The organism is Kribbella sp. NPDC056861 (assembly GCF_040687575.1).
GTDB lineage: Bacteria > Actinomycetota > Actinomycetes > Propionibacteriales > Kribbellaceae > Kribbella.
Genome location: NZ_JBFBNQ010000002.1, coordinates 1,206,091 through 1,229,291, shown reverse-complemented (window position 1 = coordinate 1,229,291; position 23,201 = coordinate 1,206,091). Strand labels below are relative to the sequence as shown.

Here is a 23,201-nt window from a genome sequence, read left to right as displayed (position 1 = left end):
GAGCAGGATCATTTCACGATTGGGGCATGCCCGGGGCAGGCCGACGCGCCCCCACGAGCTGGAATCGATCCCCTACTGTTAGTAGGCTCTGCTCTCCAGCCCTGTTCTCACCGATGATCTGCGAGGTCGCTGATGCCCGACGCCAAGATTTCCCCCAGCTCGGTGCCGGTCGGGGTGGACACCACCCGGGCGAGTATCGCGCGGGTCTACGACGCGTTCCTGGGCGGCAAGGACAACTTCGAGATCGACCGCGAGGTACTGCGCCAGGTGGCGACGGTGGCCCCGCAGGTGACCGACCTGGCCTGGTCGAACCGCAACTTCCTGGTCCGCGCCTGCCGCTTCCTGGCCGGCCAAGCGGGCATCACGCAGTACCTGGACTGCGGATCGGGGCTGCCGACCGCGGAGAACACGCACCAGATCGTCCAGCGGCTGCAGCCGACCGCCAAGGTGCTGTACGTCGACAACGACCCGGTGGTGCTCGCGCACGGCCGCGCGTTGCTGGAGGAGAACGACCAGACGCTGTTCGTCGCCGCCGACATCTTCAAGCCGTCGGAGGTGCTGGACCACCCCGAGGTGCGGAAGTTCCTGGACTTCAGCCAGCCGATCGCGTTGATCCACAACGGCACCATGCACCACTACCTCGGTGACGACGGTCCCGAGGTGATCAAGCAGTACACCGACGCCCTGGTGGCCGGTTCGTACGTGGTGCTCTCGCACTTTCTCGACCCGCAGACGCCCGAGCACGCCAAGACTGCGCGGGCACTGGAGGAGCGCTTCACCCACAGCCCGATGGGCAGCGGCCTGTTCCGCACCTTCGACGACATCCGCGCGATGTTCGGCGAGCTGGAGATGGTCGACCCCGGCCTGACGCTGTGCGACGAGTGGTGGCCGGACGGCCCCCGGGTGAAGCCGCTCAGCCAGATCGAGGAGTGCATCGCCGGCGGAGTGGCCCGCAAGGCCTAGGAAGTCTCGGAGATCAGTACAGCGGTGGTGCCGGCGGCGAGTGCCTTGAACAGATGGGGCACGTCGCCGGGATAGCCGATGTAGTCGCCCGGGTGCAGCTCGATCGGCTCGTCCAGTGGGCCGATCAGGGCCCGCCCGGTGCTCAGGACGACGTGTTCGATCGTGCCCGGCAGATGTGGCTGGGACTCCCGGCCCGGGCCGGGAGCGACGACGATCCGGTAGAGGTCACGCCTGGCGTTCGGCGGGCTGGCGGCGACCAGGGTCGCGCTGTAGTCGGCCTGGTCGGAGTAGATCGCCGGGCCCTCGTTCGCCCGGATCACCTGCACCTTCGGCCGTCGCGGCTCGAGCAGGTCGGCGAACTGCACCTCCAGGGCGATGCTCAGCGCCCAGAGCGTCTCGACGCTCGGGTTGCCGGTGCCGGATTCCAGTTGGGACAGAGTGGACTTCGCGATCCCCGCCCGCTTGGCCACCTCGGTGAGGGACAGATCGGCCCGGTTGCGCTCGCGGCGCAGCGAGGACGCGATCACGTCGAGTGGTGCCTTGCTGTCCATCTGCGTTCGCTCCATCGGTCGGTGCGTTCGACTTGACGAACGACTGTGATGTGTTCATCATAAAACACATGCGTTCGATATGGCGAACAACCGACCCCGGGCTGCTGCGTGACATCGCACTGGTCTGCCTGGCCGACGGCGTGGTCGGCCTCTCGTACGGCGCGATCAGCATCGGCGGGGGACTCCCGTTCTGGTTGCCGATCGCGCTGTCGCTGCTGGTGTTCGCCGGAGCGTCCCAGTTCTTGTTCGTGGGGATCGTCGCGGCCGGTGGCAGCCCGATCGCCGCCACCATCGCCGGGTTGCTGGTGAACACCCGGCACGTCGCGTTCGGCCTGGCGGTCAGTGACGTGATCGGCGGCGGCTGGCGACGGCTGCCCGGGAGTCACCTGATGACCGACGAGAATGTCGCCTTCGCGCTCGGGCAGGACGAGCTGCGGCAGAAACGGACGGCGTACTGGGTGTGCGGGATCGGGATCTCCGTCTGCTGGAATCTCGGGGTGGTGATCGGCGCGGCCGCTGGGTCGGTGATCACCGACACGGATGTGTTCGGGCTGGATGCGGCGTTCCCTGCAGTGCTGCTCGCGCTAATGCTGCCTGCCTTGCGTGATCGGGCAACTCGGACGGCGGCCCTGATCGGCGTCGTTGTCGCGCTGGCGGCAACGCCGTTCCTGCCGGCCGGAGTGCCGGTGCTGCTCGCGCTGATCGGGCTGGTGTTCTACCGCGCCGACAAACCCGTTGCTGCGTTGGAGGTTGCACGATGAACAACAGTCCGGCGCTGCTGACCGCCATCGGAGTGCTTGCCATAGGCACCTTTTCGCTGCGGCTGGCCGGGCCGTTGCTGCGGACCCGGTTCGAGTTGCCGGAGCGGGCGCAGCAGGTGATGTCGGCGGCCGCGATCGTGCTGCTGGCCGCGCTGGTCGCGACCGCTGCGCTGACCGACGGCCACAGCCACGCGGGGATCGCGCGGCCGGTGGGAGTGCTGGTCGGCGGGGTGCTGGCCTGGCGGAAGGCGCCGTTCGTCCTCGTTGTGGTGGCCGCCGCCGCGACGGCTGCCGGGCTGCGGTTGCTCGGCGTACCGTGAGTTTGGGGTTAGCGTTCTCGCATGAAACAGCTCGGGGTGGTCAGCTTCGTGGTCGGGGTGGCGCTGGCGGTGTTCTTCGGCATCCTGCTGCTCGGCAATCTGCCGAGTACGCCGCAGCCGGTCACCGGCGGGGTGGTGCACCTCGACAAGGACGGCCTCAAACTGTGGGCCTCCCGGCCGGGAGCCGAGCCGGCCTGCGTGGTGATGACGGCGGACGGCGCCGAGGTCGCGCTGGAGACGACCGGGTCCGAGTCGCTCACGATCAACAACAAGAGCTTCTATCTGGTCGCGCGCTCGGTCGACGTGCTGCCGGCCGGCGACTACGCGATCAACTGCAGCGCCGCTGCCCCCGGTACGGCGTACTCGGTCGGGCCGCGGGTGTCGATCGCAACCTTCGTGCTGTCGATCCTGGGCGTGGTGTTCTCGCTGATCATCTTCATCGGGCTGGGGATCGGGCTGATGGTCGGCGGGGGTCGCAAGAAGCGCAGGAACCAGCCGCCGACCGCGCCGATGCCGCCGCAGTACGGGCAGCCGGGCGGGCCGCAGTACCCGCAGCCGGGGCCGCCGCAGTACGGGCAGCCGCAGCAGGGAAACACCTTCCCCGGCTATCCGCCGCCGAGTACTTACAACCCGGGGCCGAATCCCGATCGCCCGCAGGATCGGCCGCAGGACCGCTAGCTCAGGATCAGCTCGAGGTAGCGCTCCAGGCGCTCCTGCAGGATGTCCGGTGTCAGGTCGGTCCGCCCGAGTTCGCGCCAGGGGACGGCGACCTTCTCCGCGTCGGGGGCGAAGGCGAGCGCATCGAGCAGCCGCCAGTAGCGGTCATCGGCCAACTCGCGCCCGCCCGCGTTGGCGTACAGGGTGCTGAAGGCGGCTCCGGCATCAGGTCCGTGGAGTAGGGCGAGCGCGGTCGAGCAGTGCGCGACATCGAGATCGGCCGGCCCCCACGAGGTCTCGACCCAGTCGACCACCCCGCTGACCTTGCCACCGTCGAACAAGACGTTGCCGGGATGGAAGTCCCGGTGCAGAAAGACGCCCTCGTACTCCGGCGCCTCTCGCCGCAACTCGTCGATCGCGGCCGCCCAGACCGCTGGCCGACTAGTTGCCAATGGCAACCTAACGCGATCCGGCGCGGTCCACGGCTGGTACTCGCGTGGCCGCTCGTCGACCTGCACCCGGTGGATCGCGGCAAGCTGCTCGGCAAGCAGCACCGCACGCGCACCGGCGCCTTCGTCGTCCACCCGCACAGTGCCTGGTAGCAGCGTCATCAGCAACGACGGGTGGTCGCAGTACCGGGCCTCGGCGTCGACCCCGACCAGCTCAGCGGCAGGGATGTCGGTGCCGGCCAGTTGATCGAGGACCTGAGCCTCGCGGGTGAGCAGCCCGTGCGCGTGCTTGACGAAGAACTCGTCCACGAAGGTTCGCAGTACGAAGCGCTGGGGTCCTTGCGGCAGGTCGACCTCGACCCGCCGCATCTCGGAGGTCCAGCCCCCGCGCAGACGTTCCGCGCGGGTGACCGGGCCTCCGGTGAGTCGTTCGACCCACTCGAGCGGATCAGGCATTGACGACGGAGGCGCCCTTCGGCCGGAGCAGGAAGGCGCCGGCGTAGAGCAGGGCGGCGATGATCAGCAGACCGTCGAAGCCGATCAGCAGCGCGGCGTACTCGAGACAGCCGCCGAGCATCGCGCCGAGCAGGTTGGCACCGAAGCTCGCCGTTCCGTCGGCGGTGTCGGTGAAGCGCTTCGCGAAGATCACGTTCGCCGCGAAGATCGGGGTGAACGCGATCACCACCGCGACCAGGGCCCGCAATCCGACCGGCATCGAGAGCAGCCAGCTGTCCGGGAAGAGCCAGCTGAGCAGCAACCCGGCGCCGAGGACGACGTACATCACCTTCACCGGTGGGGTTTTGAACCGCCGGGTGACTTCGACGGCAGCCAGTACGGCGACCAGCACGCCGGCGAAGACGATCGCGTTGACCACCCACGTCGTACCGAACAGCAGGGCGAAGCCGGTGATGCTCTTCGTCTCCAGCAGCATGAAGCCGGCGCCGAGCAGGAACAGGTCGGCGTACGGGCGCATCCGCCGGTACGACGAACCGCCGCCCGCGATGCCCACGCCGATCAGCCCGGCCAGCAGCACCAGGCCCAGTGTCACCAGGTAGAGCGACGGGATCCGGTCGGTGAACAGGTACAGGAACGGGCGATTGTCGGTGGCCGGCGGCGGCGTGATCGCCGTCTTGCCCGCCCATGCGGTGCCACAGGTCTGGTCGGCCTCGGTCAGGCCGACAGTCACCACTGCCTGCTGCAGGTCGTCGCCGACCTTGTCCACACACGGCTTGTGCCCGAAGGCCTTCTCCGCGGTCAGCGCGAGCCGGTCGATCAGCCAGGTCTCGCGGTAGTAGTTGTACATCGCGAAGGCGCCGCCTGGCGCCAGGTGTTCCTTCGCGCTCTCGAACGCCTGCTGGGTGAACAGGTAGCTCTCCAGCCGCAGCGAGCTGGCGCCGTTGACCAGCGTCAGCGAGTCCGGCAGGGCGAGCATGATCAGGTCGTACTTCTTGTCCGTCCGGGACAGGAACGCGCGGCCGTCGTCGATGTGCGAGGTCACCCGCGGGTCCTGGTACGGGTGGTCGGGGTGCCTGGCCTTGCCGATGTCGCGGATCTCCGGGTCGATCTCGACCGCGTCGACGTGCTCCGCGCCCTTCTTCAGCGCGATCGCGACGTCGGAGCCCGAGCCGGCCCCGATGATCAGCACGTTCTTCGGCGCCTTGCCCGCGTTCGCCCGCTCGTACGGCAGCCCGTACTGCGGCTCCCACTGCAGCCGGGCGTCGGCCGGGATCGCCTGCTGGTGCGGTACGCCGTTCACGGTGATCGTCAGCAGCGGCACGCCCTGCCACTCGAACCCGGAGGTCTGCACCTTGTAGTACGGCGACCAGGTGTTCTCCGGCCGCGTCGACTCGTGGAACAGCACGCCGACCATCACCAGCAGCGGCGCGGCCACCAAAGCCGCACTCAACGCGGTCGCGGTCGCCTTCTGCTGCGGAACCATCAGCACCAGGAACGCGACGGTCACGATCGCGCCCCACCAGATCGGCGGCGCGCCCAGGAACGACAGCCCGGTGAACAGCACGATGCCGGTCAAACTGCCGATCAGATCGAACCGGTACGCCGTCAACCGCGGCAGCTCACCGAAACACCGCCCGACCAACTCGGCCGGCCCAGCCAGGATCACCGCGGCCGCGATGAAGATGATCGGCAGGATCACCCAGGTCGGCGGCCCACTGGTCTCCAGGCTGGTGAAGTAGATGACGCTCGACGAACTACCCCGGTTGACCGTCACCGGCTTCCACGCGATCACCGCGACCAGCAGCCCGAGCACGATCGGGGAGTAGTACGGCAGCCGCTTCGCCCTGCTGGACCGCAGGATCCCGATCCCGATCCCCAGGAACGAGCCGAGCAGCACGAAGTTCGAGAAGTAGCTGAGGTGCACCACGTTGGACCCGGTCCAGCGGATCAGCGCCAGCTCCAGGAACAACATCAACGCGCTGGCCAGCACGAGGCGCGGCTTCACCGCGAGTGGGCTGTGCCAGCGCGGAACGCTGATCTGATCAGGTGTTGTCGAGTCGACTGCCATGGGCGGGGACCATACCGGATCAGAAGTGGTCCACATCACCCTCGCACGGGTTTTTGGGCGGAACGGTGGGGGCTGAGGTGTCGCCCCACCCGTACTCGCGCTGCGGGCTGGAGCGTTGAGCCCACCCGGACCACGGTGGGTGATCCGCGAGGCGGATCTGATGCGGGTCGCCTTCGCGTTCTTGTGTCGCGACACGCTCCCGCGTTACGGGCGGGTGCCCGAGTGGGCCTGGTTTCCTCCAGAGGAAACGGATATGCGATTGACGCCGCGCTTGCAGGCAGCGGATTTCTCGGCTGATGAGCAATTTGCTGCAAATTCGACGCCAGATCTTCGCTACTTTCTGCTACCAACCTCTTGGCAACAAGCCTTGTTCCGTGCATAGTGCTGCGTAGTCGGCGTCAAGTTTCGCCGTCGCGCCGATTCCTGTGGGGGGACGCTAGTGGCCGCGAATAAGACCAGTGAATACCGCAACTGCCCTGGGCTCGGCACTCTGCTGCCGAAGGCCCTTGTTTTGGATGCCAGGGTGCCGTTCAATCCTGCTGCCGCGGAACAAGCGATTGAGGAGTCCGGTTTTGTCTATTCTTCGTGATTCGCTCTATCCGAGCGATCATCCGTTCAGTCTTTACGTCCACAACCTACGAAGCGCGACCAGCGTGAGTTGGTTTAGTCGGTCGGCGAGTATCAACACGCTCAGGGACTACCTGTGGGGCGTCATGAGACTCAGCCCTGAGAATGCTCAGCACGCGGAGCAAGGGTTCGCGCGGACCAGTGCGGGGACGGTCCTGTTCATCGCGGCGACCAGCGACGCCGGGGCCATCATCACCTGCTTCCCGCTCAATGAAATCGGCGTGGATCGAATCAACAATGCCCGAAATGACGAGCGAGAGACGATGATCAGCGAACTGAAACGCGGAGCTTATATGGGCAACTCCGCCGACGCGCAGAATGCTGTCGTGGAGCAAGGAGAGGATGCGGAGGAGTCGGGTGTATTCGACTTCGTCAACGGCGCGACGATCGCCCGGCTGGATGCCTGATCGGTCGCGGGGATAGCGGTTCGACATCGAGGAGTGCGAGTGGCTGACAATCTGGCGAGTACGCGGGACAAATTGAAGGCTCAGCGGAAGACGGTGCGAACCCACGCCGAGAAGTGGAGGGTGCATGTCGAGCCGTATGAGAAGACATTCGCGCTGAAGACCATCGAGAATGCGCAGAAGTTCATCCAGAAGCTGAAGTCGGATCACCCGACTCTCCGCAACGACGATCAGCCGGAAGACAACTGGAAACCTGGCGATCGGTTGTAGCTCTGGTCGCTGGACTCGGGCGCGAGGTGAGCGGGGCGCTCCTGCATCGCGGGCGGGCGACGCGGCGGCCCGCGAGGAGATCCGAGTGTCATCCGCGCCGCGCTGCACCGCATGTGGTTCGGGCGGGCTCAACGCTCCAGCCCGCAGCGCGAGTACGGGTGGGGCGAGGCGCCGGTCCCGAGGAGATCCGAGTCTGAACCGCGCCGCGCTGCACCGCATGTGGTTTGGGCGGGCTCAACGCTCCAGCCCGCAACGCGAGTTCGGGTGGGGCGAGGCACCGGCCGCGACGAGATCCGAGTGAGATCCGCGCCGCGCTGCACCGCATGTGGTTCGGGCGGGCACAACGCCCAAGCGCGCAACCCGAGTACGGGTGGGTGCAAAACACCGGCGACCACCCGCGCAAGAAGAAGGTGGTCGCCGGCGACTGGCAGCAGGGTCAGCGGGCGGGCTTCGCCAGCTGGCAGCCTGACTTGTTCAGGTCGAGCGTGCGGGTGGAGGACAGGCAGGTGTAGAGCCACCAGGTCTGCTGGCCGTACGCCGCGCCCTGGTCGACCGTGATGTTGCCGGCCGCGTCGACCTCACACGGGTTGTTCATCGTGCAGCGGCCGCCGTCCTCGTTACCGGTGTTGTTGACGCCGATCACCTCGCCGGTGGAGGTGCTGACGATCGGCGAGCCCGAGGTGCCGCCGATGGTCTCGCAGCCGGGCTGGCGGTACTTGATCGAGCTCTTCATCACCCAGCCGGCCTCGCGCAGCTCGGGGATGGTGCTCTGCACGGTGCAGGTGTAGATGCGCTTCCAGTAGCCGGAGACGACCGCCATCCCGGCGCCGTTCGCAGGCGCGTTCTTGGCCAGCGTCAGCGGGGTGACGTTCAGCCGGGTCTTGATCGCGGCGTACGTCTCGTTGAGCTGGTACAGCGTCATGTCGGTCTTGGTCATCGTCGAGTAGATGACCTTGGTCGCCCGGACGGTACCGGCGTTGCTCGAGCTCGGCCTGAGCAGCGTGAACGAGCGGGTGGAGGACCGGTTGGTGATCACCACACCCGGCGACGGCATGCCACCTTCGTAGCAGTGGCCGTTGGTGAGGATCAGACCCGGATCGGTCGACAGCGATTCGGCGTACCGGACGAGGGAGCCGGAGCAGTTGCTGAGGGCCGCGATACCGGTGTAGTCGGCGCCGGGTGCGGCGACGGCGGCCGGGGCGGAGGCCTGTGGTGTGGCCTCGACGGCGAGTGCCTGGCTGCCACCGAGCAGCGCGGCGCTGAACGCGACGGTGGTCGCGGCAAGGGTACGGAACAGTCTCATGGGCGGTTTCCTGTCCTCACTGGAGTGCTCGCAGTCGGGGGCGGTGCGAGCAGGCCGTAGTTGACCCAGGACTCTTCGTATCCGATGAACCCCGGTCCCGGCCATCACAACGGCATGAAAACGTGCCTGAGGACGGCAGGGCAGGGGTAAACCTGCGGCAACCGGCCCGCAGCCCTTACGGCCGGTCGGGGCCTGCAGCGGGTGAGGGTCCTGTTACCCTTCGTCTCCGGATCCGCCCCGGCTCGAACCATTGCCGCACCCGGTACGTCGTACTCGGTGGGCATGGGGAACAGGAGGCATGCCGGCGCACCTGAGAAGGTGGAGTCGCACATGTCACGGGAGAACGGAAGGGACTATGCCGCAGGGCAAGCAAGACCTGCGCAATCTCAGCGAGCCGGTGCGGTTCAAACGAGCGCTGACACTGCTGCTGATGACTTTGCTCCTGCCGGGATCCGCGCAGATCGCGGCCGGCAGCAAGAAGGCGGGCCGCTGGGTCTGGCGGGTACTGACCGGGATCATCGCGATCGTGGTCTTCGTCGTCGTGCTGTCGCTGATCTGGCGGGCCGGCGCGATCAACCTGATGGTGTCGCCGACGACACTGCGGTTCATCCAGATCCTGCTGATCCTGCTGGCGATCGGCTGGGCGGCGCTGTTCGTCGACGCCTACCGGCTCGGCCGGCCGCTGACGCTGGAGCGCAAGCACCGGCTGACCACCAGCATCCTGGACGGCGCGCTGATCGTGCTGGTGGTCGGCGCGCTGATCTTCGCCAGCACGATCGTGTCCACCCAGCGCGACTTCGTCGCGTCGGTGTTCGGCAACGGCAAGAAGTCCGAGGCAGACAAGGGCCGGTACAACGTGCTGCTGCTCGGCGGCGACTCGGGCGCGGACCGGATCGGCACCCGGCCGGACAGCATCACGCTGGCCAGTGTCGACGCGAACACCGGCCGGACGGTGCTGATCGGCCTGCCGCGGAACATGGCGAAAGTGCCGTTCCCGGCCGGTACGCCGATGAACAAGCAGTTCCCGGACGGCTTCAAGTGGAAGGACTGCGCCGAGAACTGCCTGCTGAACGGCGTCTACACGTACGCCGCCGGCCACCCGGCGCTGTTCCCCGGCGACCCCAACCCGGGCGTCACGGCGACCATGCAGGCGGTCGAGGCGGTCACCGGGCTGAAGGTCAACTACCACGTGCTGATCGACCTGGCCGGCTTCCGCGACCTGCTGAACGCGGTCGGCGGAATCACCCTGGATGTCGGCAAGCGGGTCCCGATCGGCGGCATCGGCGCGCCGATCAAGGGCTACATCGAGCCGGGCGCCAACCAGCATCTGGACGGGTACCACGCACTCTGGTTCGCGCGGTCGCGGGCCGGTGCGACAGACTATGAGCGGATGACCCGGCAGAAGTGCGTGATGACGGCGATGCTGAACCAGCTGTCACCGCAAACGGTGCTGGTCAAGTTCCAGGGCATCGCGAAGGCGAGCAAGAAGGTGGTCAACACCGATATTCCGGCCAGTGACCTCGGTACCTTCACGGATCTCGCGCTGGACTCGAAGAAGCTGCCGGTGTCAAGCTTCTCCGCGGTCCCGCCGCTGATCAAGACCGGTAACCCGGACTTCGAGCTGATCAGGACGTCGGTCGCCGCGGCGATCGGAAAGTCCGAAGCGCTGGACAAGTCGTCCGATGACGGAGACGGTAAGAAGACGAACACCCCGAGTAGCCCCACCAGCACCACCACGAAGAAGCCGAGCAGCACCTCGACCAAGCCCGGCAAGAGCAGCACCACCCCGTCCAAACCCGGTAACGACGTCGATGACGTCGCTTCGATCTGTAAGGCCTGACCTGAACATGTCCTTGTCTTCCTGGCCCCCCGTCTCCGTCGTGATGCCGGTGCTGAACGAGGAACGCCACCTCGAAGAGGCCGTCGGCCGAGTGCTCGACCAGGAGTACCCCGGCGAGCTCGAGGTGGTGCTCGCCATCGGCCCGAGCAAGGACAAAACCCAGGCGATCGCGGCCCGGCTGGCCGAGGCCGACAAGCGGATCACGATCGTCGCGAACCCGACCGGCAAGACGCCGGCCGGCCTGAACACCGGGATCGCCCACGCCCGCCACGACATCGTCGTACGGGTCGACGGGCACGGCGTCCTGACCCAGGGCTACATCACCCGCGCGGTCGAGGTCCTGCACGAGAGCGGCGCCGACAACGTGGGCGGCGTGATGGCAGCCGAAGGCCGTACTCCGGTCGAGATGGCCGTCGCCTGCGCGTACCGGTCCCGCCTCGGCCTGGGCGCCTCCACCTTCCACCAGGGCGGCAAGGCGGGTCCCGCCGACACCGTCTACCTCGGCGTCTTCCGCCGCGCGGCCCTGGAGCGCGTCGGCGGCTTCGACGAGTCGATGCACCGCGCCCAGGACTGGGAGCTCAACTACCGCATCCGCAAGACCGGCGGCCTGATCTGGTTCAGCCCCGACCTGTCGGTGACGTACCGCCCCCGCTCGTCCCTCAAGGACGTCGCCAAGCAGTTCTTCCACACCGGACAGTGGCGCCGCGAGGTCATCCGCCGCCACCCGGAAACCGCCAGCAAGCGGTACCTCGCCCCGCCGGTCGCGGTAGTCCTGCTGGCTCTCGGCACCATCCTCGGCATCGTCGGCCTGGCCACCGGCTCCGCCATCCTCGACCTGGGCTTCCTGGCCCCCCTCGGCTACGCCCTGCTGCTCCTCTTCGGCTCAGCCGTCGAAGGCCGCTACCTGCCCTGGAAAGCCCTGTTCTGGCTCCCGCTGATCTGCGCGACCATGCACGTGTCATGGGGGCTCGGCTTCCTGATCGGCCTCCAAGAGCGTCCCGCCCCGCCCGCCACCGCACCTGGGGCCCCTGCTTCGGCCTAGCTGGTACTGCGGCCCCGGCTTCGGTGTAGTGCGGATGAAGGAGTTCACATGCGCCGGTTGATCCTCTGTCTGGCGACGCTGCTCGTGGTCGTCGGATGTACGTCGACGGCGGCAACTGTCGACGACTCTCCTACGACTCCGACTCCGATTCCGGCGCTGCCACTCCTGCCGGCTGACGATGCGAAGAAGGCGCTGCTCACGGCACGCGACCTGCCGTGGGGATGGCTGCCCGACGCACCCACCACGGGCTCTCCGGCTGCGCCTCGTTTGGGGACCTATCAACCCGCCGAGTGTCTGGACCTCCGGCATCCGCAGAATGACTTGCGCGCGGCGTCGGCGCGGACGGAGATCACCTTCACTGGCCCTCGCCAGCAGATCCTCTTCGAGACGATCGGGTCCTGGCCAACGGCTCAGCAGGCACTTCTTCAGAAGATCGATGCTGCCTTGGCCCGTTGCGAGAGTTTCGTAATGACCCCACCCGACGGCAGCGAGGAAATCTCCTTCAGAACCCGGCGGGTGCCACTCCCGGACGTGACCGATGCTGTGGCCGTGCGGTTCGACGTGGTCAGCGAAGGACTCACGGACTTCAACGTGCACGTCGTGAGGGGTGGCACTGTGCTCCACCTGCGGCTGCCGGAAGGGTTCGACAATGCGGAGATCGCTCAGCTCGTGAGCAAAGTGGTGGCGAAGTACGACGCCGTCACAAAGTAGGCGAGTCGGGCGCCGACTCGAACGAGTGGTGGAAGGTGAAGCCGTTCGGTGCTGAGCCGTGGGCGTGGAGGTGTTCGAGCCTGGCCACCCCGTCGTGCCAGGTGGGGATCGTGCCCTCGGTGATCCACCAGCAGACGTGACCCGGGTGTCCCGTCCGCTCGAACCAGTCGTAGCGCCGGTTGAGCGCCGTGCGGTGCAGGCCGGTGTAGATGAAGTCGAAGGCGGAGCGTAGGTCGGTCCACAGCGAGAGGGTCGCGGCGAGGGCGATGGTTTCCGGAGTACGGCCCTTCTCGTACCAGACCGGTACGGCGAACTCGCCCCATTCACCCCAGTCGGAGTCGAAGTCCGATTGTGCACCCAGGCTGCGGTCGGCGGCTTGAGCGCGAGCGAGGTAGCCCGGCTGCCGGCCGACCTGCCCGTAGACGGCTCCACCGCTCTCGTGGAACTCCCGCGTAGCAGGTGATGGGTCGGTGAGGGGAGACTTCAGGACGCCGAAGGTGTACAGCGCAAGATGAGGCACGCCGGCGAAGATAGCGATCCCCGCAGGCCCTGTCGAAGTTGCTTTTATCTGGCAGCAGTGGCTTCGCGGTTGTACGCGTTGACGACCTCGCGCACGTCGCCGTCCATCCGCAGTACGCCCTTGTCCAGCCAGATCGCCCGGTTGCAGGTGTCCAGTACGACGTCCAGGCTGTGGCTCACCAGGAACACCGTGCCGGCCTCGGAGCGCAGGTCCTTGATCTTCTGCTCCGACCGCACCCGGAACTCTGCGTCGCCGGTCGCGAGTGCCTCGTCCACCAGCAAGATGTCATGTGTCTTCGCCGAGGCGATCGCGAACTTCAGCCGCGCCGCCATCCCCGACGAGTACGTCGACATCGGCAGGTCGATGAAGTCGCCGATCCCGGAGAACTCCACGATCTCGTCGTACCGCGAGGCGATCTCGGCCGGCGACATCCCCATCGCCAGGCACCCGAGTACGACGTTGCGGTCGCCGGTCAGGTCGTTCATCATCGCCGCGTTGACGCCGAGCAGCGACGGTTGCCCGCCGGTGTAGATCGCGCCTGACGCCGGTGGCAGCAGCCCGGCGATCGCGCGCAGCAGCGTCGACTTGCCGGAGCCGTTGCGGCCGATCACGCCGATCGCGTCGCCCTTGTACGCGGTGAAGGTGACGTTCTTGACCGCGTGCACCTCGCGGATCGTCGGCCGGTCCTGTCGCTTCAGGATCCGCCGGAACGCGGTCGCCGCTGTCCCCTTGCCGCCCTGCCCCGCGATCACCTTGTAGATGATGTTCACGTGGTCGGCGATCACCGTCGGAATCGGTTCGGACTCAGCCACGGCCGTACCGGTCCTCCGCGCGCCAGAAGAACACGAACCCGCCAACCAGTACGACGACCGCCCACCCCGCCGCGATCGGCCAGGCGTTCGGCAGCGCGTTGCTCTCGTGGTTGTCGAGCAGTGCCCGGCGGACCAGGTCGATGTACGCCGAGATCGGGTTCAGCGCCAGCAGGTGGATCACCCAGCTCGGCGCGTCCAGGTCGCGCAGCTTGTCGGGGATCGAGAAGAAGATGCCCGAGGCGTACAACCAGGTCCTGGTGACGAACGGCAGCAACTGGCTGATGTCGGAGACGAAGGTCCCGATCCGGGCGAAGATCAACGTCATCCCGAGGTTGAACATCGTCTGCAGCAGCAACGCCGGGACGACCAGGAACCAGCTCCAGCTGAGCCCGTCGGTCACGCCGACCAGGACGAACACGATGCCCATCGAGACGGCCATCTGGTTCAGCTCGTTCACGACGTACGCCAGCGGCAACGTCGCCCGCGGGAAGTGCAGGGTGCGGATCAGCGACATGTTCAGCGCCAGCGCGCGCGAGCCCTCGGTCATCGAGCGCTGCGTGTAGGTGAAGACGAACATGCCGCAGATCAGGAAGGCCGCGTAGTTGTGGATGCCGTTCTTGGTGCCCAGCAGTACGCCGAACGCCAGGTAGTAGACGGCCGCGTTCATCAGCGGCGTCAGCACCTGCCAGACCGAGCCCAGCCGGGCACCGGCGTACAGGGCGTAGGTGCGGGCACGGGCGTAGCTGACGATGAACTGCCGGCGTCCCCACAGCTCCCGCAGGTAACCGGCGAGTGGCGGCCGCACGGAGCTCTTCGTCAGGCCGTGTCGCTCAGCCAGCGCCGCCAGGTCGACGGTCTCGGCCGGCCCGGCCGTGTTGGACATGCGAGCCAATCTAGCGGCCCAGGGCACCGATCTTCACATCGGCGGGCCGCTCCCTGTCGCGGTGATCCCGGATGCGCACTAGCGTGGTTGGGTGAAGCAGAGCCGCCCTTCTGACTTGTCCGAGGAAGAGCTCGGATTCCGCATCCGGGGACCAGTGCGCTGGTTGCTGCCGTCCGTGCTCAGCAGTATCGGCATCAAAGCTGTGCTGTCAGGCATTTTCGGCGCGTACGCCGACAAGCGCGAGCTGCAGAGTTCGTTGCCGGCCGACCACTACCAGCACGGCGCCGACGAGTTGTGGTTCGACTTCGTCGCCGATCTGGGGGACGGGTTCGACGCGACGTACACGGTCGCTTCGTTGCTGGCCGCCCCTACGCTGGAGCCGGTGGACGGGCTGCGGCTGCCGCGCGCCTCGCTGCTGGTGATGGGTGGCGACGAGGTCTACCCGGCCGCGTCGTCGACGGCGTACGAGGATCGGACCAAGGGCCCGTACCGCGCCGCGCTGCCGGAGCCGGCCGAGCAGCCGACCTTGTTCGCGCTGCCTGGCAACCACGACTGGTACGACGGCCTGACGGCGTTCCTGCGCGTCTTCGCCCAGCAACGCGATGTCGGCGGCTGGAAGACCGAGCAGGGCCGCAGCTACTTCGCGATCAACCTGCCGCAACGGTGGTGGCTGGTTGCCATCGACACCCAGTTCGGCGGCTACATCGACGCGCCGCAACTGGACTACTTCCGTACGGCGCTCGCCTCGATGCAGCCCGGCGACGCCGTGATCGTCTGTACGCCGACCCCCGCGTGGGTGCACGCCGGTGCGGGCGGCGACACCCACGAGTACGACACCATCCGCTTCTTCGACCGCGAGATCATCAGGCCGTTCGGCGGGGTGACGCGGGTGATGCTCTCCGGCGACTCCCACCACTACGCCCGGTACTCCGAACGCGACGGCAGCGGCCAGCGGATCACCAGCGGTGGGGGAGGCGCGTTCCTGTCGGCGACCCATTTGTTGCCCGAGTCATTGACGTTGCCGCCCAAAGTCTCGCGGGTTGCCGACGTCAACGAAGTGGCGACCTTCGACAATGTTGCGACTTACCCGGAACGCAAGGAATCGAAGCGGCTGGCCCGCGGAATCTACAAGCTGCCGTTCCGGAATCCTGGTTTCTGGGGGCTCACTGCCGGGCTGCAGACGGTGCTGGCTTTGCTGGTCCAGTTCGGTCTTGCTGCTGATTTCAACGGGATCTTCGGCTTGCTGGCCGCGTGGACTCCGGCTGCTTTCGGTGTGGCCTTCACGGTGGTCGCGGGGGTTTTGTTCTCCCGCTTCGGTCTCGTCCGCAGTGGCTGGTCTGCTGCTTTCGCGGGCTTCCTGCATTCGCTGGCCCACTTGGCTTTGATGGTTGCCTGGGCCGCCGTGCTGTTCCGGCTCAGCCAGGATGCCGCCGACTGGATAACTGTCGTGGTCGCCCTGTTGGTGACCCCGATTGTCGTCGGTTTCGTGGATGCCGAACTGGTGGCGGCGTACCTGCTGATCGCGGGGAAGTTCGGCTTCAACATGAACGAACTGTTCGCCGGCCAGAGCATCGAGGACTACAAGGGCTTCCTGCGGATGCACATCAACCGCGCGGGTGACCTGACGATCTACCCGCTGAAGGTCCCGAAGGTCTGCCACGACTGGAAAGCCGACCCTGCAGGTGCCGCGGAAACCCCGTGGCTGATCCCCAACGGGCCGACGCTGCGAGCGGCTCTGATCGAACCGCCGATCGAAGTACCGCGTGGGACCAGTCTCCCGGGCACCGACACAACTGCTGTCCTGTAATCACCTCGCGCCCGCGCCGACTCGTCGTCCGAGTCATGAGACGGCTCCCCGTCGTACCGGGAAAAAGTTAAGTTTGTCTATCTGCTTACTTGACATACCTGGAGGCCTGGACCATGAGCGTGACCGATGAGCTGCTTGCCAACGCCGAGCAGTACGCGGCGTCCTTCGACAAAGGCGACCTGCCGTTGCCTCCCGCCAAGCACGTCGCGGTGGTCGCCTGCATGGACGCCCGCCTCAACCCCTACGGTCTGCTGGGCCTCAGCGAGGGCGACGCGCACGTGATCCGCAACGCCGGCGGCGTGATCACCGCCGACGAGCGCCGCAGCCTCGCGATCAGCCAGCGCCTGCTCGGGACCAAGGAGATCATCCTGATCCACCACACCGACTGCGGCATGCTCACCTTCACCGACGACGAGTTCAAGGCCAGCATCCAGGCCGAGACCGGCCTCAAGCCCGACTGGTCCGCCGAAGCGTTCCCCGACCTCGACGAGGACGTCCGCCAGTCCCTCCAGCGGATCGCCGCCGACCCCTTCATCCCGGTCAAGGACTCGGTCCGCGGCTTCGTCTACGAGGTCGAGACGGGCCGCCTCCGCGAGGTCAAGAACTAGCCAGCCGGAGAACCAGCGGCGCTCCGGCGCCCAGCCCTGACCTGTGGTGGCCCTTCGGGGCCACCACTCGGTTTCAGCTGCTGTCCGTCTTCGTGGCACGCGACCCCTCGCCGGTGAGGCGTCGTCGGTGAGACCCTCGCCCCATGACCGTACGACGGAAGCCGCTCGCCGGCCGCCTCCTGCTGGCCGGCTTTCTGGCCGTGGTGATCGGCCTGATCGGCGCCGCCTTCACCGGGTCCTCCGGCGACCTGAGCTATGAGGTCAGAACCGCCGAGCCGTTGGCGGACGGAAAGGTGCCCGCCTGCAGGTCAACCGCGCTCTTCGTCAACAGCCGCACTGGCGCCGAACTCCCGTGCTTTGGCACCCCGGTCGGCGGGTTCACCGCCGCTGATCGCCAGCAGATCCTCAGGCTGGCAACGGAACTCGCGGCTGATGGAGGGATCGACGCGGGCGAGGAGTTCAAGCTCACCGAGCTCGCCGCCGACATCGGCCACCAGCACGACGACGCGTCGAGCCAGGCCGGGCCGATTGCGTTCGGAGTACTCGCCGTCCTTGGCGCCTTGGCTTTGGCGGCCGGCATCGCCCTGAGGACTGCGGCGGCGATCAGGCGATCATCGCGACGGCGCTGACCAGACACCCAGTGAGTCGATCGCCGCGTCGATGAAGTCGCTGTCGACGGGTTCGCGCTCGATGGTGCTGCGGTAGTAGATCGGCCCGATGGCGAGCGCGGCGGCCGATTGCGCCGTCGTACGGAGCTCGACCTCGCCGGCGGCGGCCGCGGAGTCGAGTGCGTCCGCGAGTCGTTCGGACAGTACGCCGGCGAACTGCCCGCGCCGGCTGTCCATCGCGGGATCCCAAAGGGCGCCCTGAGCCAGAGTGGTGGCGACCGCGCGGACGTCGTGGAGCTCCAGTAGTCGCGCGAGCGCGGTGAGTTCGGCGTGCAGCCAGTCGCGGATCGGCGCAGTGGGGGCATCGAAGAGGGGCATCGGGACCGTCGCCATCGCTTCGGCGAGAAGTTGGTCGACGCGCGGCCAGTGGCGATAGACGGTGGCGCGGCCGATCCCGGCGCGCTTGGCGACCTGCGCGTGCGTGACCGCGGCCGGCCCCTGCTCGATCAGCAGCTCCCGAGCCGCGGCCAGGATCGCTTCACTGCTCCGATGGAAACGCGGATCGCTCTCGGTGGCCACCCGGCCAGTCTATGAGACAACTTGACTCACAGTCGAGAGCAACGCACTATGAGCCTATGAGACAACCTGTATCACAGATGAAGTTGGCGATCCTGGGAGCAACCGGGGCGACCGGCCGGTACCTCGTTGCTGCCGCGCTGGATCGGGGGCATCAGGTCACCGCCCTGGTGCGCCGGCCTGGCGCGTTCGACACCGCCCCCGGACTGATCGAGCACGTGTGGATCGACCTAACGGACGCCGCGACGCTCACTGAGGTGCTGATCGGCTCGGACGCTGTCATCAGCACGCTAGGCGGAGCGGCGAAAGGCCCGACTACGGTCTGCGCGGACGCGATCCGGACCACCCTGACGGCCATGACCTCCGCGAAGATCACCCGACTGGTCGTCCTCAGCGCTCACGGAGTACTCGAGACGCACGATCGCTCGTTGTTCTCGCTCGCCGTCTGGGCCGGTGTCGGCGAGAAGATGAAGGACAAGGAGGCGATGGAGCGCCTGATCACCGGCTCGGAGCTGGACTGGACGATCGTGCGGCCGCCGATGCTGAAGGACATTCCTGCCATCGGCAAGTACCAGGTCGGGGAGGAGCTCCCGATCCGGCTGTGGGACTCGATCGGCAGGGAAGATCTCGCCGGGTTCCTGCTTCGCGAAGTCGAGGACCCCCGCTTCGTCCGCAAGTACCCGAGGATCCGCCGATGACCGCCCGCCTCGACATCGACCTGGCCGGTCAGGTCGCCGTGGTCACCGGCACGACCGGAGGCATGGGCCGCGTCATCGCCGTGGAGCTCGCCCGGCGAGGTGCGCACGTGGTCACGATCGCCCGCGACCCGTCCCGCGCCACCACCCTCAGCGTCGAGATCGACGAACTGCCCGGGAGCATTGAACTGATCGCCGGCGATCTCTCCACCAGGGCAGGGCTTTCGTCAGCTACCCAGACGATCCGCGACCGCCACCAGACGATCAACCTGCTGGTGAACAACGCCGGAGCGCACTTCCCCGATCGGCGCCTGTCCGTCGACGGCCTCGAGCTGCACATCGCGGTGGACTACCTACCGGCGTACGCGATGACGACCCTGCTCGCCGACCAGCTGCGCCGAGGCTGCGCGCGAGTGGTCAACGTCGCCTCCGACACCCTCCGCGACACCCGCCAGGTCAAGCTCCCCGGCCCGCCCCGACCACCCGTGCTCCGTACTGACGACCTGCGCGACCTCACCCGACTCAACCCGGCCGAGGGTTTCGTCCCCTTCCAGGCCTACGCTCGCGCGAAATTGCTGACCGTCCTGGCCGGCTACCACCTCGCCCGCGAATGGGCCTCCGACGGAGTGACGATCAACGCAGTACATCCCGGGATTGTTGCCACCGGCATCATTGATGACCTGATCCCGACAGTGCTCCGACCGTTCCGGGGGATCATCCGGCGCACCATGCTCACCCCCGCGCAAGGAGCTGCCGCGGCACTCCGCCTGGCGCTTGATCCCACACTGGACGGCGTGACCGGCCGGTACTTCGTACGCGAGACCGACACGGCCACTCCGCCCAGCTCCTACGACCCCGCCGCGCAGGAGCTCCTGAGAACGGCCAGCGATCGCTTCCTCCAGCACGTTCCTAGAGGTTGATGACGACCTTGCCCTGGACGTGCCGCTCCGCCTGCAGCTCAACCGCCGCGCGGATCTCCTCGACCGGGAAGTTCGCCGCGATCGGCACCCGGAGCTGACCCGCCGCAACCAGGCCGGCGATCTCCTCGATCGCGCCGAGCGCTGCGTTGGCACCGTTGGCCGGCCTGATCCCGTCGATCTGCGCGGCGATAGTGGTGATGCGCTCATCGGGTACGCCGAGCTTGCGTGCTGCTTGTGCCGTGTCGGTGCCATGCAGGTCCATGGCCGCAGTGACGCCGGCGGGAGCCAACTCGCGGACGCGGTCGACCAGACCATCGCCGTACACGACTGGCTCGGCTCCTAGTGCGCGCAGGGCGTCGGCCGACGTCGCTGACCCGGTACCGATCACTCGTGCGCCTGCGAGACGCGCCAGCTGTACGGCGAACACGCCTACCCCGCCGCCCGCGCCGCCGACGAGGATCGTGTCGCCCGGGCCGGGGTTGATCACGGCGATCGCGGCGCTGATTCCGATCTGGCGGCGGCCTTGGATGGCTCGCCTGAACACGAAGCAATGGGCGGCTCGCCTGCTCGACCTCCTGATGGCCGGCGTCCGGCCCTAGGCGAGTTGAGGACGGGGGCAGGGGAGCCTCTTCGGCGGCTGGCTGCTTCCGCTGATGAGTCCTGCGTGGTGTCTGCTCTTGCGAGAGGCAGTGCGGAATTTGCCGGATCGTCTGTAGCGTGCGCTCGACCGGAGAGCCTGGTGCTTGCGACGAGCAGTGCGGAGGCTCGGTCCGCGAGAAATGTGTCAGTTCCCAGTGGTGCTGCGTGGGGTGGCTGCTGTTGGCGGCAACGCGATCAGGTGCGTGCGGGTGCTTTCGCCTAAGTGGGCGACGAAGGAGGCCGCGCGTCGGGGTGGGTGGAGCGTCGAACGTGGGCGCGACGTAGGAGCGGCCATCGGAGACAGCGCGGGGGTCGTTGCGGGGGATCGCGAGTAGCTGCGGGCAGCGAGCAACGCGATTGATGTTGCAGTCGAGCTGAGCGCGCAACGCGGGTGCTTTCGCTCAAGCGGGCGACGGAGGAGCCCGCGCCCCGGGGTGGGTGGGGCGTCGAACGTGGGCGCGACGCAGGAGCGACCGTCGGAGACAGCGCGGGGGACACACGCGAGCGCCCGCCGAAATGACATCGGCGGGCGCTCGGTTTCACCTACTGGATAAGGGTTACGGCACCCAGTGGTTGTGCGTGGCGGTGATCATCACCTGCAGCTGGATGCTCGCCGCGTAGTACGAATCAGTGGCGATCGGGGTGGCGAGCATCTTGTTCCACAGCGCGTCGAGCCAGGCCTGGCTGCCTGAGTCGGTCATCGCGGCGACGGCGAACGGAGCGAAGTACGACGGGTCGCTGCCCGACGAGATCTGGGTTCCGTTCAACTTGTAGCCGATGGCAACGTTGTTGGCGTTGCCGCCGGTCTTGGTCTTGATCCAGGTGTTGAGTTTGCGGGCCGAGGCGAGTGAGGCGCTGTCGCCGCTGGTGACGGCGTCGGCGCCGATCCGCCACGGGTCGCGGCAGGCGTTCCACCAGAAGGAGCCGTCGTTGGGGTCTTCGAGGACCTGGCCGGTGGCCGGCTTCGGGGTGGTGTTGCCGTTGATGACGAAGTCCGGCAGCAGGCCGGTGCTCGCGGCGTAGTTGTTCTGCAGCGAGGTGGTGACGCTCTGGTGCTTGGCGCGGATGGTGTCCCAGGCCGCGTTGCCGGTGGCGTTCTTGAAGGCGCGGAAGTGGTCGATCATCCAGTCCGACGTACGGGACATGTTGTACGTCGCGTCGCCGGAGGTGCTCCAGTCGCCGAACAGCAGCAGGTTGGTGTTCGGGTTGACCTCGCTCGCCTTGATCGCGTTGATGTGGTTGATCGCGAGCTGCTTGTAGTTGTAGGTGCCGGCGCTGCCCCACTGCTTGTCGGCGAGCAGCAGGCCGTAGGCGACGTCCATGTCACCGTCGGTCGCGCTGTCGGAGCCGTTCACGCTCTGGCAGGACGTGTTCTGCTCGGCGGCCAGCAGGTTGGAGTTGTGGACGGACGGGTGCGCCAGCATGTACTTCGTGAGCCCGTCGAAGATCGTCTTGGCGTTCGGGTCGGCGCCGGCCATGGTCGCGGTGATGACCATGCCGTAGCCCTGCGCCTCGGCGACGTACGGGTGATCGGCGTCCGGCGAGATGATCTGGTACCAGCCGTTGCCGCAGTTCTGCTTGACGAAGGCGGCCTTCCACTGGTTGTAGTAGTCGATCACCTTCTGGTCGAGCGTGGCCTGGCTGCCCGAGGGCTTGAGCATGCCGGCGGCGTACGGGAACTGGTGGCTGCCAAACGGCACGGCAGGTCCGCCGCCGCTGCCGGCCTGGGTGGTCGCGCTGACCGTGTTGCTCGCCCCGGACGTGTTGCCGGCGGCGTCACGCGCCTTGACCGTGTAGGTGTAGGTGGTCGAAGCCGCCCGGCCGGTGTCCGTGTACGTCGTACCGGTGCCGCTGGTGGTCGCGATCTCCGTGCCGTTGCGCGAGATGACGTAGCCGGTCACCCCTACGTTGTCGGTCGACGCGTTCCACCCGAGCGAGACGCTGCTCGACGTGGTACCGGTCGCCGCGAGACCGCTCGGCGTACTCGGCGCCGTGGTGTCGCCCGAGCCGCCGCCGGTGGTGCCGTAGACCTCGAGATCGAACAGCGAGTACCCGTACGCCGTACCGCGGGCGGTGCCGTAGACGCGAACGTACCGGCCGCTGCCGGAGACCGTCACGTCGTCGATCGCGCCGTTGCCGGTGCTGGTCGAGAAGACGTCGGTCCAGCCCGTCGAGCCGTCGGCCGAGGTCTGGATCTTGTAGGTCTTGCCGTAGGCGGCTTCCCAGTTCAGCTTCACCCGCGTGATGCTCGCGCTGGCGCCGAGGTCGACCCGAATCCACTCGGGGTCATGCGCCTCGACGCTGGCCCAGCGGGTGGACGAGTTGCCGTCCACCGCCTTGGCCGCCTCGAAGCCGCTGCCCTCGATGGACGACGCGGTAGCGGGTTTCCCCTGGGAGAGCAGGGTCTCGGCGGCCACGGCGGTCGTCGAGGCGGTGCTCCCCAGGCCGGTTGAAGCGAGCAGGGCGGTGGCGACCGCGGCAGCGGTCAGCCCTCGAAGTAGATACGACATCAGCGGTGTCCTCCGGGCGGTGGCGGGGAAAAGGAGCTGCAGCTGCCTTGACCGATAGGAAACTTTCCTAACGATTAGCTGAAGGTAAGGGCCTGCTGAGTGGAGTGCAAGACCTTGACGCAGATCGCTTCGACGCCGGGATCGCGGGGAGACATGCTGCAACGAGCGCTTGAAACACATGTGCTGTAGGAGCGGGCTTTG

24 protein-coding genes are annotated in these 23,201 nt (G+C 67.3%); 14 read left to right on the top strand and 10 right to left on the bottom strand.

The window, feature by feature from the left end; translation table 11 throughout:
• Positions 1–132: 132 nt before the first annotated feature.
• Complete coding sequence (locus AB0P21_RS12805; protein WP_363696147.1) at positions 133–963, top strand: SAM-dependent methyltransferase; 831 nt, start codon at positions 133–135, stop codon at positions 961–963.
• On the opposite strand, the gene AB0P21_RS12800 is transcribed toward AB0P21_RS12805, so the two are convergent.
• Positions 960–1,514 carry an XRE family transcriptional regulator gene (locus tag AB0P21_RS12800; RefSeq protein WP_363696146.1) on the bottom strand — a complete coding sequence of 185 codons (555 nt, stop codon included), beginning with the start codon at positions 1,512–1,514 and terminating at the stop codon, positions 960–962. The two genes, AB0P21_RS12805 and AB0P21_RS12800, sit on opposite strands and share 4 nt — an antisense overlap.
• A 68-nt stretch (positions 1,515–1,582) precedes the next feature.
• On the opposite strand from AB0P21_RS12800, the gene AB0P21_RS12795 reads away from it, so the two are divergent.
• The 3 genes from AB0P21_RS12795 to AB0P21_RS12785 are packed head-to-tail and all read left to right on the top strand — an operon-like array spanning position 1,583 to position 3,273.
• Positions 1,583–2,275, top strand: coding sequence for an AzlC family ABC transporter permease (locus tag AB0P21_RS12795; RefSeq protein WP_363696144.1), 693 nt, complete (start codon positions 1,583–1,585; stop codon positions 2,273–2,275).
• On the top strand, positions 2,272–2,595 hold the full coding sequence (locus AB0P21_RS12790) for an AzlD domain-containing protein (RefSeq protein ID WP_363696142.1): 324 nt from the start codon (positions 2,272–2,274) through the stop codon (positions 2,593–2,595). The genes AB0P21_RS12795 and AB0P21_RS12790 overlap by 4 nt, the downstream gene beginning before the upstream one ends.
• A gap of 21 nt (positions 2,596–2,616) precedes the next feature.
• Positions 2,617–3,273, top strand: a complete 657-nt coding sequence (locus AB0P21_RS12785) for a hypothetical protein (RefSeq protein ID WP_363696140.1) — start codon at positions 2,617–2,619, stop codon at positions 3,271–3,273.
• On the opposite strand, the gene AB0P21_RS12780 is transcribed toward AB0P21_RS12785, so the two are convergent.
• Together AB0P21_RS12780 and AB0P21_RS12775 are read right to left on the bottom strand one after the other, a co-directional pair.
• Entirely contained in the window at positions 3,270–4,157 is an 888-nt protein-coding gene (locus AB0P21_RS12780; protein ID WP_363696138.1) for a phosphotransferase, read from the bottom strand. The genes AB0P21_RS12785 and AB0P21_RS12780 overlap by 4 nt on opposite strands.
• Positions 4,150–6,225: a spermidine synthase gene (locus tag AB0P21_RS12775; protein ID WP_363696136.1), complete on the bottom strand. Its 2,076-nt coding sequence runs from the start codon at positions 6,223–6,225 to the stop codon at positions 4,150–4,152. The genes AB0P21_RS12780 and AB0P21_RS12775 overlap by 8 nt, the downstream gene beginning before the upstream one ends.
• A 572-nt stretch (positions 6,226–6,797) precedes the next feature.
• Here AB0P21_RS12775 and AB0P21_RS12770 point away from each other — a divergent pair.
• Together AB0P21_RS12770 and AB0P21_RS12765 are read left to right on the top strand one after the other, a co-directional pair.
• The gene (locus tag AB0P21_RS12770) at positions 6,798–7,259 is read left to right on the top strand and encodes a hypothetical protein (protein ID WP_363696134.1); all 462 of its coding nucleotides are present in this window, start codon (positions 6,798–6,800) and stop codon (positions 7,257–7,259) included.
• Positions 7,260–7,298: 39 nt separating this feature from the next.
• Complete coding sequence (locus AB0P21_RS12765; protein WP_363696132.1) at positions 7,299–7,526, top strand: hypothetical protein; 228 nt, start codon at positions 7,299–7,301, stop codon at positions 7,524–7,526.
• A 436-nt stretch (positions 7,527–7,962) separates the two neighbouring features.
• Here AB0P21_RS12765 and AB0P21_RS12760 read toward each other — a convergent pair whose 3' ends face one another.
• Complete coding sequence (locus tag AB0P21_RS12760) at positions 7,963–8,829, bottom strand: serine protease (protein ID WP_363696130.1); 867 nt, start codon at positions 8,827–8,829, stop codon at positions 7,963–7,965.
• Between the two features lie 430 nt (positions 8,830–9,259).
• Between AB0P21_RS12760 and AB0P21_RS12755 the strand changes: the two genes are divergently transcribed.
• The 3 genes from AB0P21_RS12755 to AB0P21_RS12745 are packed head-to-tail and all read left to right on the top strand — an operon-like array spanning position 9,260 to position 12,422.
• Positions 9,260–10,669 (top strand): LCP family protein, encoded by a 1,410-nt coding sequence (locus AB0P21_RS12755; RefSeq protein WP_363696128.1) that lies wholly within the window; start codon positions 9,260–9,262, stop codon positions 10,667–10,669.
• Between the two features lie 7 nt (positions 10,670–10,676).
• Positions 10,677–11,711 carry a glycosyltransferase family 2 protein gene (locus AB0P21_RS12750; protein WP_363696127.1) on the top strand — a complete coding sequence of 345 codons (1,035 nt, stop codon included), beginning with the start codon at positions 10,677–10,679 and terminating at the stop codon, positions 11,709–11,711.
• Between the two features lie 48 nt (positions 11,712–11,759).
• Positions 11,760–12,422, top strand: coding sequence for a hypothetical protein (locus AB0P21_RS12745; RefSeq protein WP_363696125.1), 663 nt, complete (start codon positions 11,760–11,762; stop codon positions 12,420–12,422).
• Here AB0P21_RS12745 and AB0P21_RS12740 read toward each other — a convergent pair.
• The 3 genes from AB0P21_RS12740 to AB0P21_RS12730 are packed head-to-tail and all read right to left on the bottom strand — an operon-like array spanning position 12,412 to position 14,637.
• On the bottom strand, positions 12,412–12,942 hold the full coding sequence (locus AB0P21_RS12740) for a DUF3291 domain-containing protein (protein ID WP_363696123.1): 531 nt from the start codon (positions 12,940–12,942) through the stop codon (positions 12,412–12,414). The genes AB0P21_RS12745 and AB0P21_RS12740 overlap by 11 nt on opposite strands.
• A gap of 44 nt (positions 12,943–12,986) precedes the next feature.
• Positions 12,987–13,754, bottom strand: coding sequence for an ABC transporter ATP-binding protein (locus AB0P21_RS12735; protein ID WP_363696122.1), 768 nt, complete (start codon positions 13,752–13,754; stop codon positions 12,987–12,989).
• On the bottom strand, positions 13,747–14,637 hold the full coding sequence (locus AB0P21_RS12730; RefSeq protein ID WP_363696121.1) for an ABC transporter permease: 891 nt from the start codon (positions 14,635–14,637) through the stop codon (positions 13,747–13,749). The genes AB0P21_RS12735 and AB0P21_RS12730 overlap by 8 nt, the downstream gene beginning before the upstream one ends.
• A 91-nt stretch (positions 14,638–14,728) precedes the next feature.
• On the opposite strand from AB0P21_RS12730, the gene AB0P21_RS12725 reads away from it, so the two are divergent.
• The 3 genes from AB0P21_RS12725 to AB0P21_RS12715 all read left to right on the top strand — a co-directional run bounded on the left by AB0P21_RS12725 (position 14,729) and on the right by AB0P21_RS12715 (position 17,681).
• On the top strand, positions 14,729–16,444 hold the full coding sequence (locus AB0P21_RS12725; protein ID WP_363696120.1) for a metallophosphoesterase: 1,716 nt from the start codon (positions 14,729–14,731) through the stop codon (positions 16,442–16,444).
• 113 nt (positions 16,445–16,557) lie between these two features.
• Positions 16,558–17,052, top strand: a complete 495-nt coding sequence (locus AB0P21_RS12720; protein ID WP_363696118.1) for a carbonic anhydrase — start codon at positions 16,558–16,560, stop codon at positions 17,050–17,052.
• A 143-nt stretch (positions 17,053–17,195) separates the two neighbouring features.
• The gene (locus AB0P21_RS12715; protein WP_363696117.1) at positions 17,196–17,681 is read left to right on the top strand and encodes a hypothetical protein; all 486 of its coding nucleotides are present in this window, start codon (positions 17,196–17,198) and stop codon (positions 17,679–17,681) included.
• Here AB0P21_RS12715 and AB0P21_RS12710 read toward each other — a convergent pair.
• Positions 17,664–18,239, bottom strand: coding sequence for a TetR/AcrR family transcriptional regulator (locus tag AB0P21_RS12710; protein ID WP_363696116.1), 576 nt, complete (start codon positions 18,237–18,239; stop codon positions 17,664–17,666). The genes AB0P21_RS12715 and AB0P21_RS12710 overlap by 18 nt on opposite strands.
• A 77-nt stretch (positions 18,240–18,316) precedes the next feature.
• On the opposite strand from AB0P21_RS12710, the gene AB0P21_RS12705 reads away from it, so the two are divergent.
• Both AB0P21_RS12705 and AB0P21_RS12700 read left to right on the top strand, forming a co-directional pair.
• Positions 18,317–18,934 carry an NAD(P)H-binding protein gene (locus AB0P21_RS12705; RefSeq protein ID WP_363696114.1) on the top strand — a complete coding sequence of 206 codons (618 nt, stop codon included), beginning with the start codon at positions 18,317–18,319 and terminating at the stop codon, positions 18,932–18,934.
• Positions 18,931–19,851 carry an SDR family NAD(P)-dependent oxidoreductase gene (locus AB0P21_RS12700; RefSeq protein WP_363696113.1) on the top strand — a complete coding sequence of 307 codons (921 nt, stop codon included), beginning with the start codon at positions 18,931–18,933 and terminating at the stop codon, positions 19,849–19,851. Before AB0P21_RS12705 ends, AB0P21_RS12700 begins: the two co-directional genes overlap by 4 nt.
• On the opposite strand, the gene AB0P21_RS12695 is transcribed toward AB0P21_RS12700, so the two are convergent.
• Both AB0P21_RS12695 and AB0P21_RS12690 read right to left on the bottom strand, forming a co-directional pair.
• The gene (locus tag AB0P21_RS12695) at positions 19,841–20,395 is read right to left on the bottom strand and encodes a zinc-binding dehydrogenase (protein ID WP_363696111.1); all 555 of its coding nucleotides are present in this window, start codon (positions 20,393–20,395) and stop codon (positions 19,841–19,843) included. The two genes, AB0P21_RS12700 and AB0P21_RS12695, sit on opposite strands and share 11 nt — an antisense overlap.
• Before the next feature lie 652 nt (positions 20,396–21,047).
• On the bottom strand, positions 21,048–23,000 hold the full coding sequence (locus AB0P21_RS12690) for a glycosyl hydrolase family 8 (RefSeq protein ID WP_363696109.1): 1,953 nt from the start codon (positions 22,998–23,000) through the stop codon (positions 21,048–21,050).
• Between the last annotated feature and the right edge of the window lie 201 nt (positions 23,001–23,201).

Coding starts and splice junctions, on each gene's coding strand:
- AB0P21_RS12805 (WP_363696147.1), top strand. CDS start 133: ATGCCCGACGCCAAGATTTCCCCCAGCTCGGTGCCGGTCGGGGTGGAC.
- AB0P21_RS12800 (WP_363696146.1), bottom strand. CDS start 1,514: ATGGACAGCAAGGCACCACTCGACGTGATCGCGTCCTCGCTGCGCCGC.
- AB0P21_RS12795 (WP_363696144.1), top strand. CDS start 1,583: ATGCGTTCGATATGGCGAACAACCGACCCCGGGCTGCTGCGTGACATC.
- AB0P21_RS12790 (WP_363696142.1), top strand. CDS start 2,272: ATGAACAACAGTCCGGCGCTGCTGACCGCCATCGGAGTGCTTGCCATA.
- AB0P21_RS12785 (WP_363696140.1), top strand. CDS start 2,617: ATGAAACAGCTCGGGGTGGTCAGCTTCGTGGTCGGGGTGGCGCTGGCG.
- AB0P21_RS12780 (WP_363696138.1), bottom strand. CDS start 4,157: ATGCCTGATCCGCTCGAGTGGGTCGAACGACTCACCGGAGGCCCGGTC.
- AB0P21_RS12775 (WP_363696136.1), bottom strand. CDS start 6,225: ATGGCAGTCGACTCGACAACACCTGATCAGATCAGCGTTCCGCGCTGG.
- AB0P21_RS12760 (WP_363696130.1), bottom strand. CDS start 8,829: ATGAGACTGTTCCGTACCCTTGCCGCGACCACCGTCGCGTTCAGCGCC.
- AB0P21_RS12755 (WP_363696128.1), top strand. CDS start 9,260: ATGACTTTGCTCCTGCCGGGATCCGCGCAGATCGCGGCCGGCAGCAAG.
- AB0P21_RS12750 (WP_363696127.1), top strand. CDS start 10,677: ATGTCCTTGTCTTCCTGGCCCCCCGTCTCCGTCGTGATGCCGGTGCTG.
- AB0P21_RS12745 (WP_363696125.1), top strand. CDS start 11,760: ATGCGCCGGTTGATCCTCTGTCTGGCGACGCTGCTCGTGGTCGTCGGA.
- AB0P21_RS12730 (WP_363696121.1), bottom strand. CDS start 14,637: ATGTCCAACACGGCCGGGCCGGCCGAGACCGTCGACCTGGCGGCGCTG.
- AB0P21_RS12720 (WP_363696118.1), top strand. CDS start 16,558: ATGAGCGTGACCGATGAGCTGCTTGCCAACGCCGAGCAGTACGCGGCG.
- AB0P21_RS12715 (WP_363696117.1), top strand. CDS start 17,196: ATGACCGTACGACGGAAGCCGCTCGCCGGCCGCCTCCTGCTGGCCGGC.
- AB0P21_RS12705 (WP_363696114.1), top strand. CDS start 18,317: ATGAAGTTGGCGATCCTGGGAGCAACCGGGGCGACCGGCCGGTACCTC.
- AB0P21_RS12700 (WP_363696113.1), top strand. CDS start 18,931: ATGACCGCCCGCCTCGACATCGACCTGGCCGGTCAGGTCGCCGTGGTC.
- AB0P21_RS12690 (WP_363696109.1), bottom strand. CDS start 23,000: ATGTCGTATCTACTTCGAGGGCTGACCGCTGCCGCGGTCGCCACCGCC.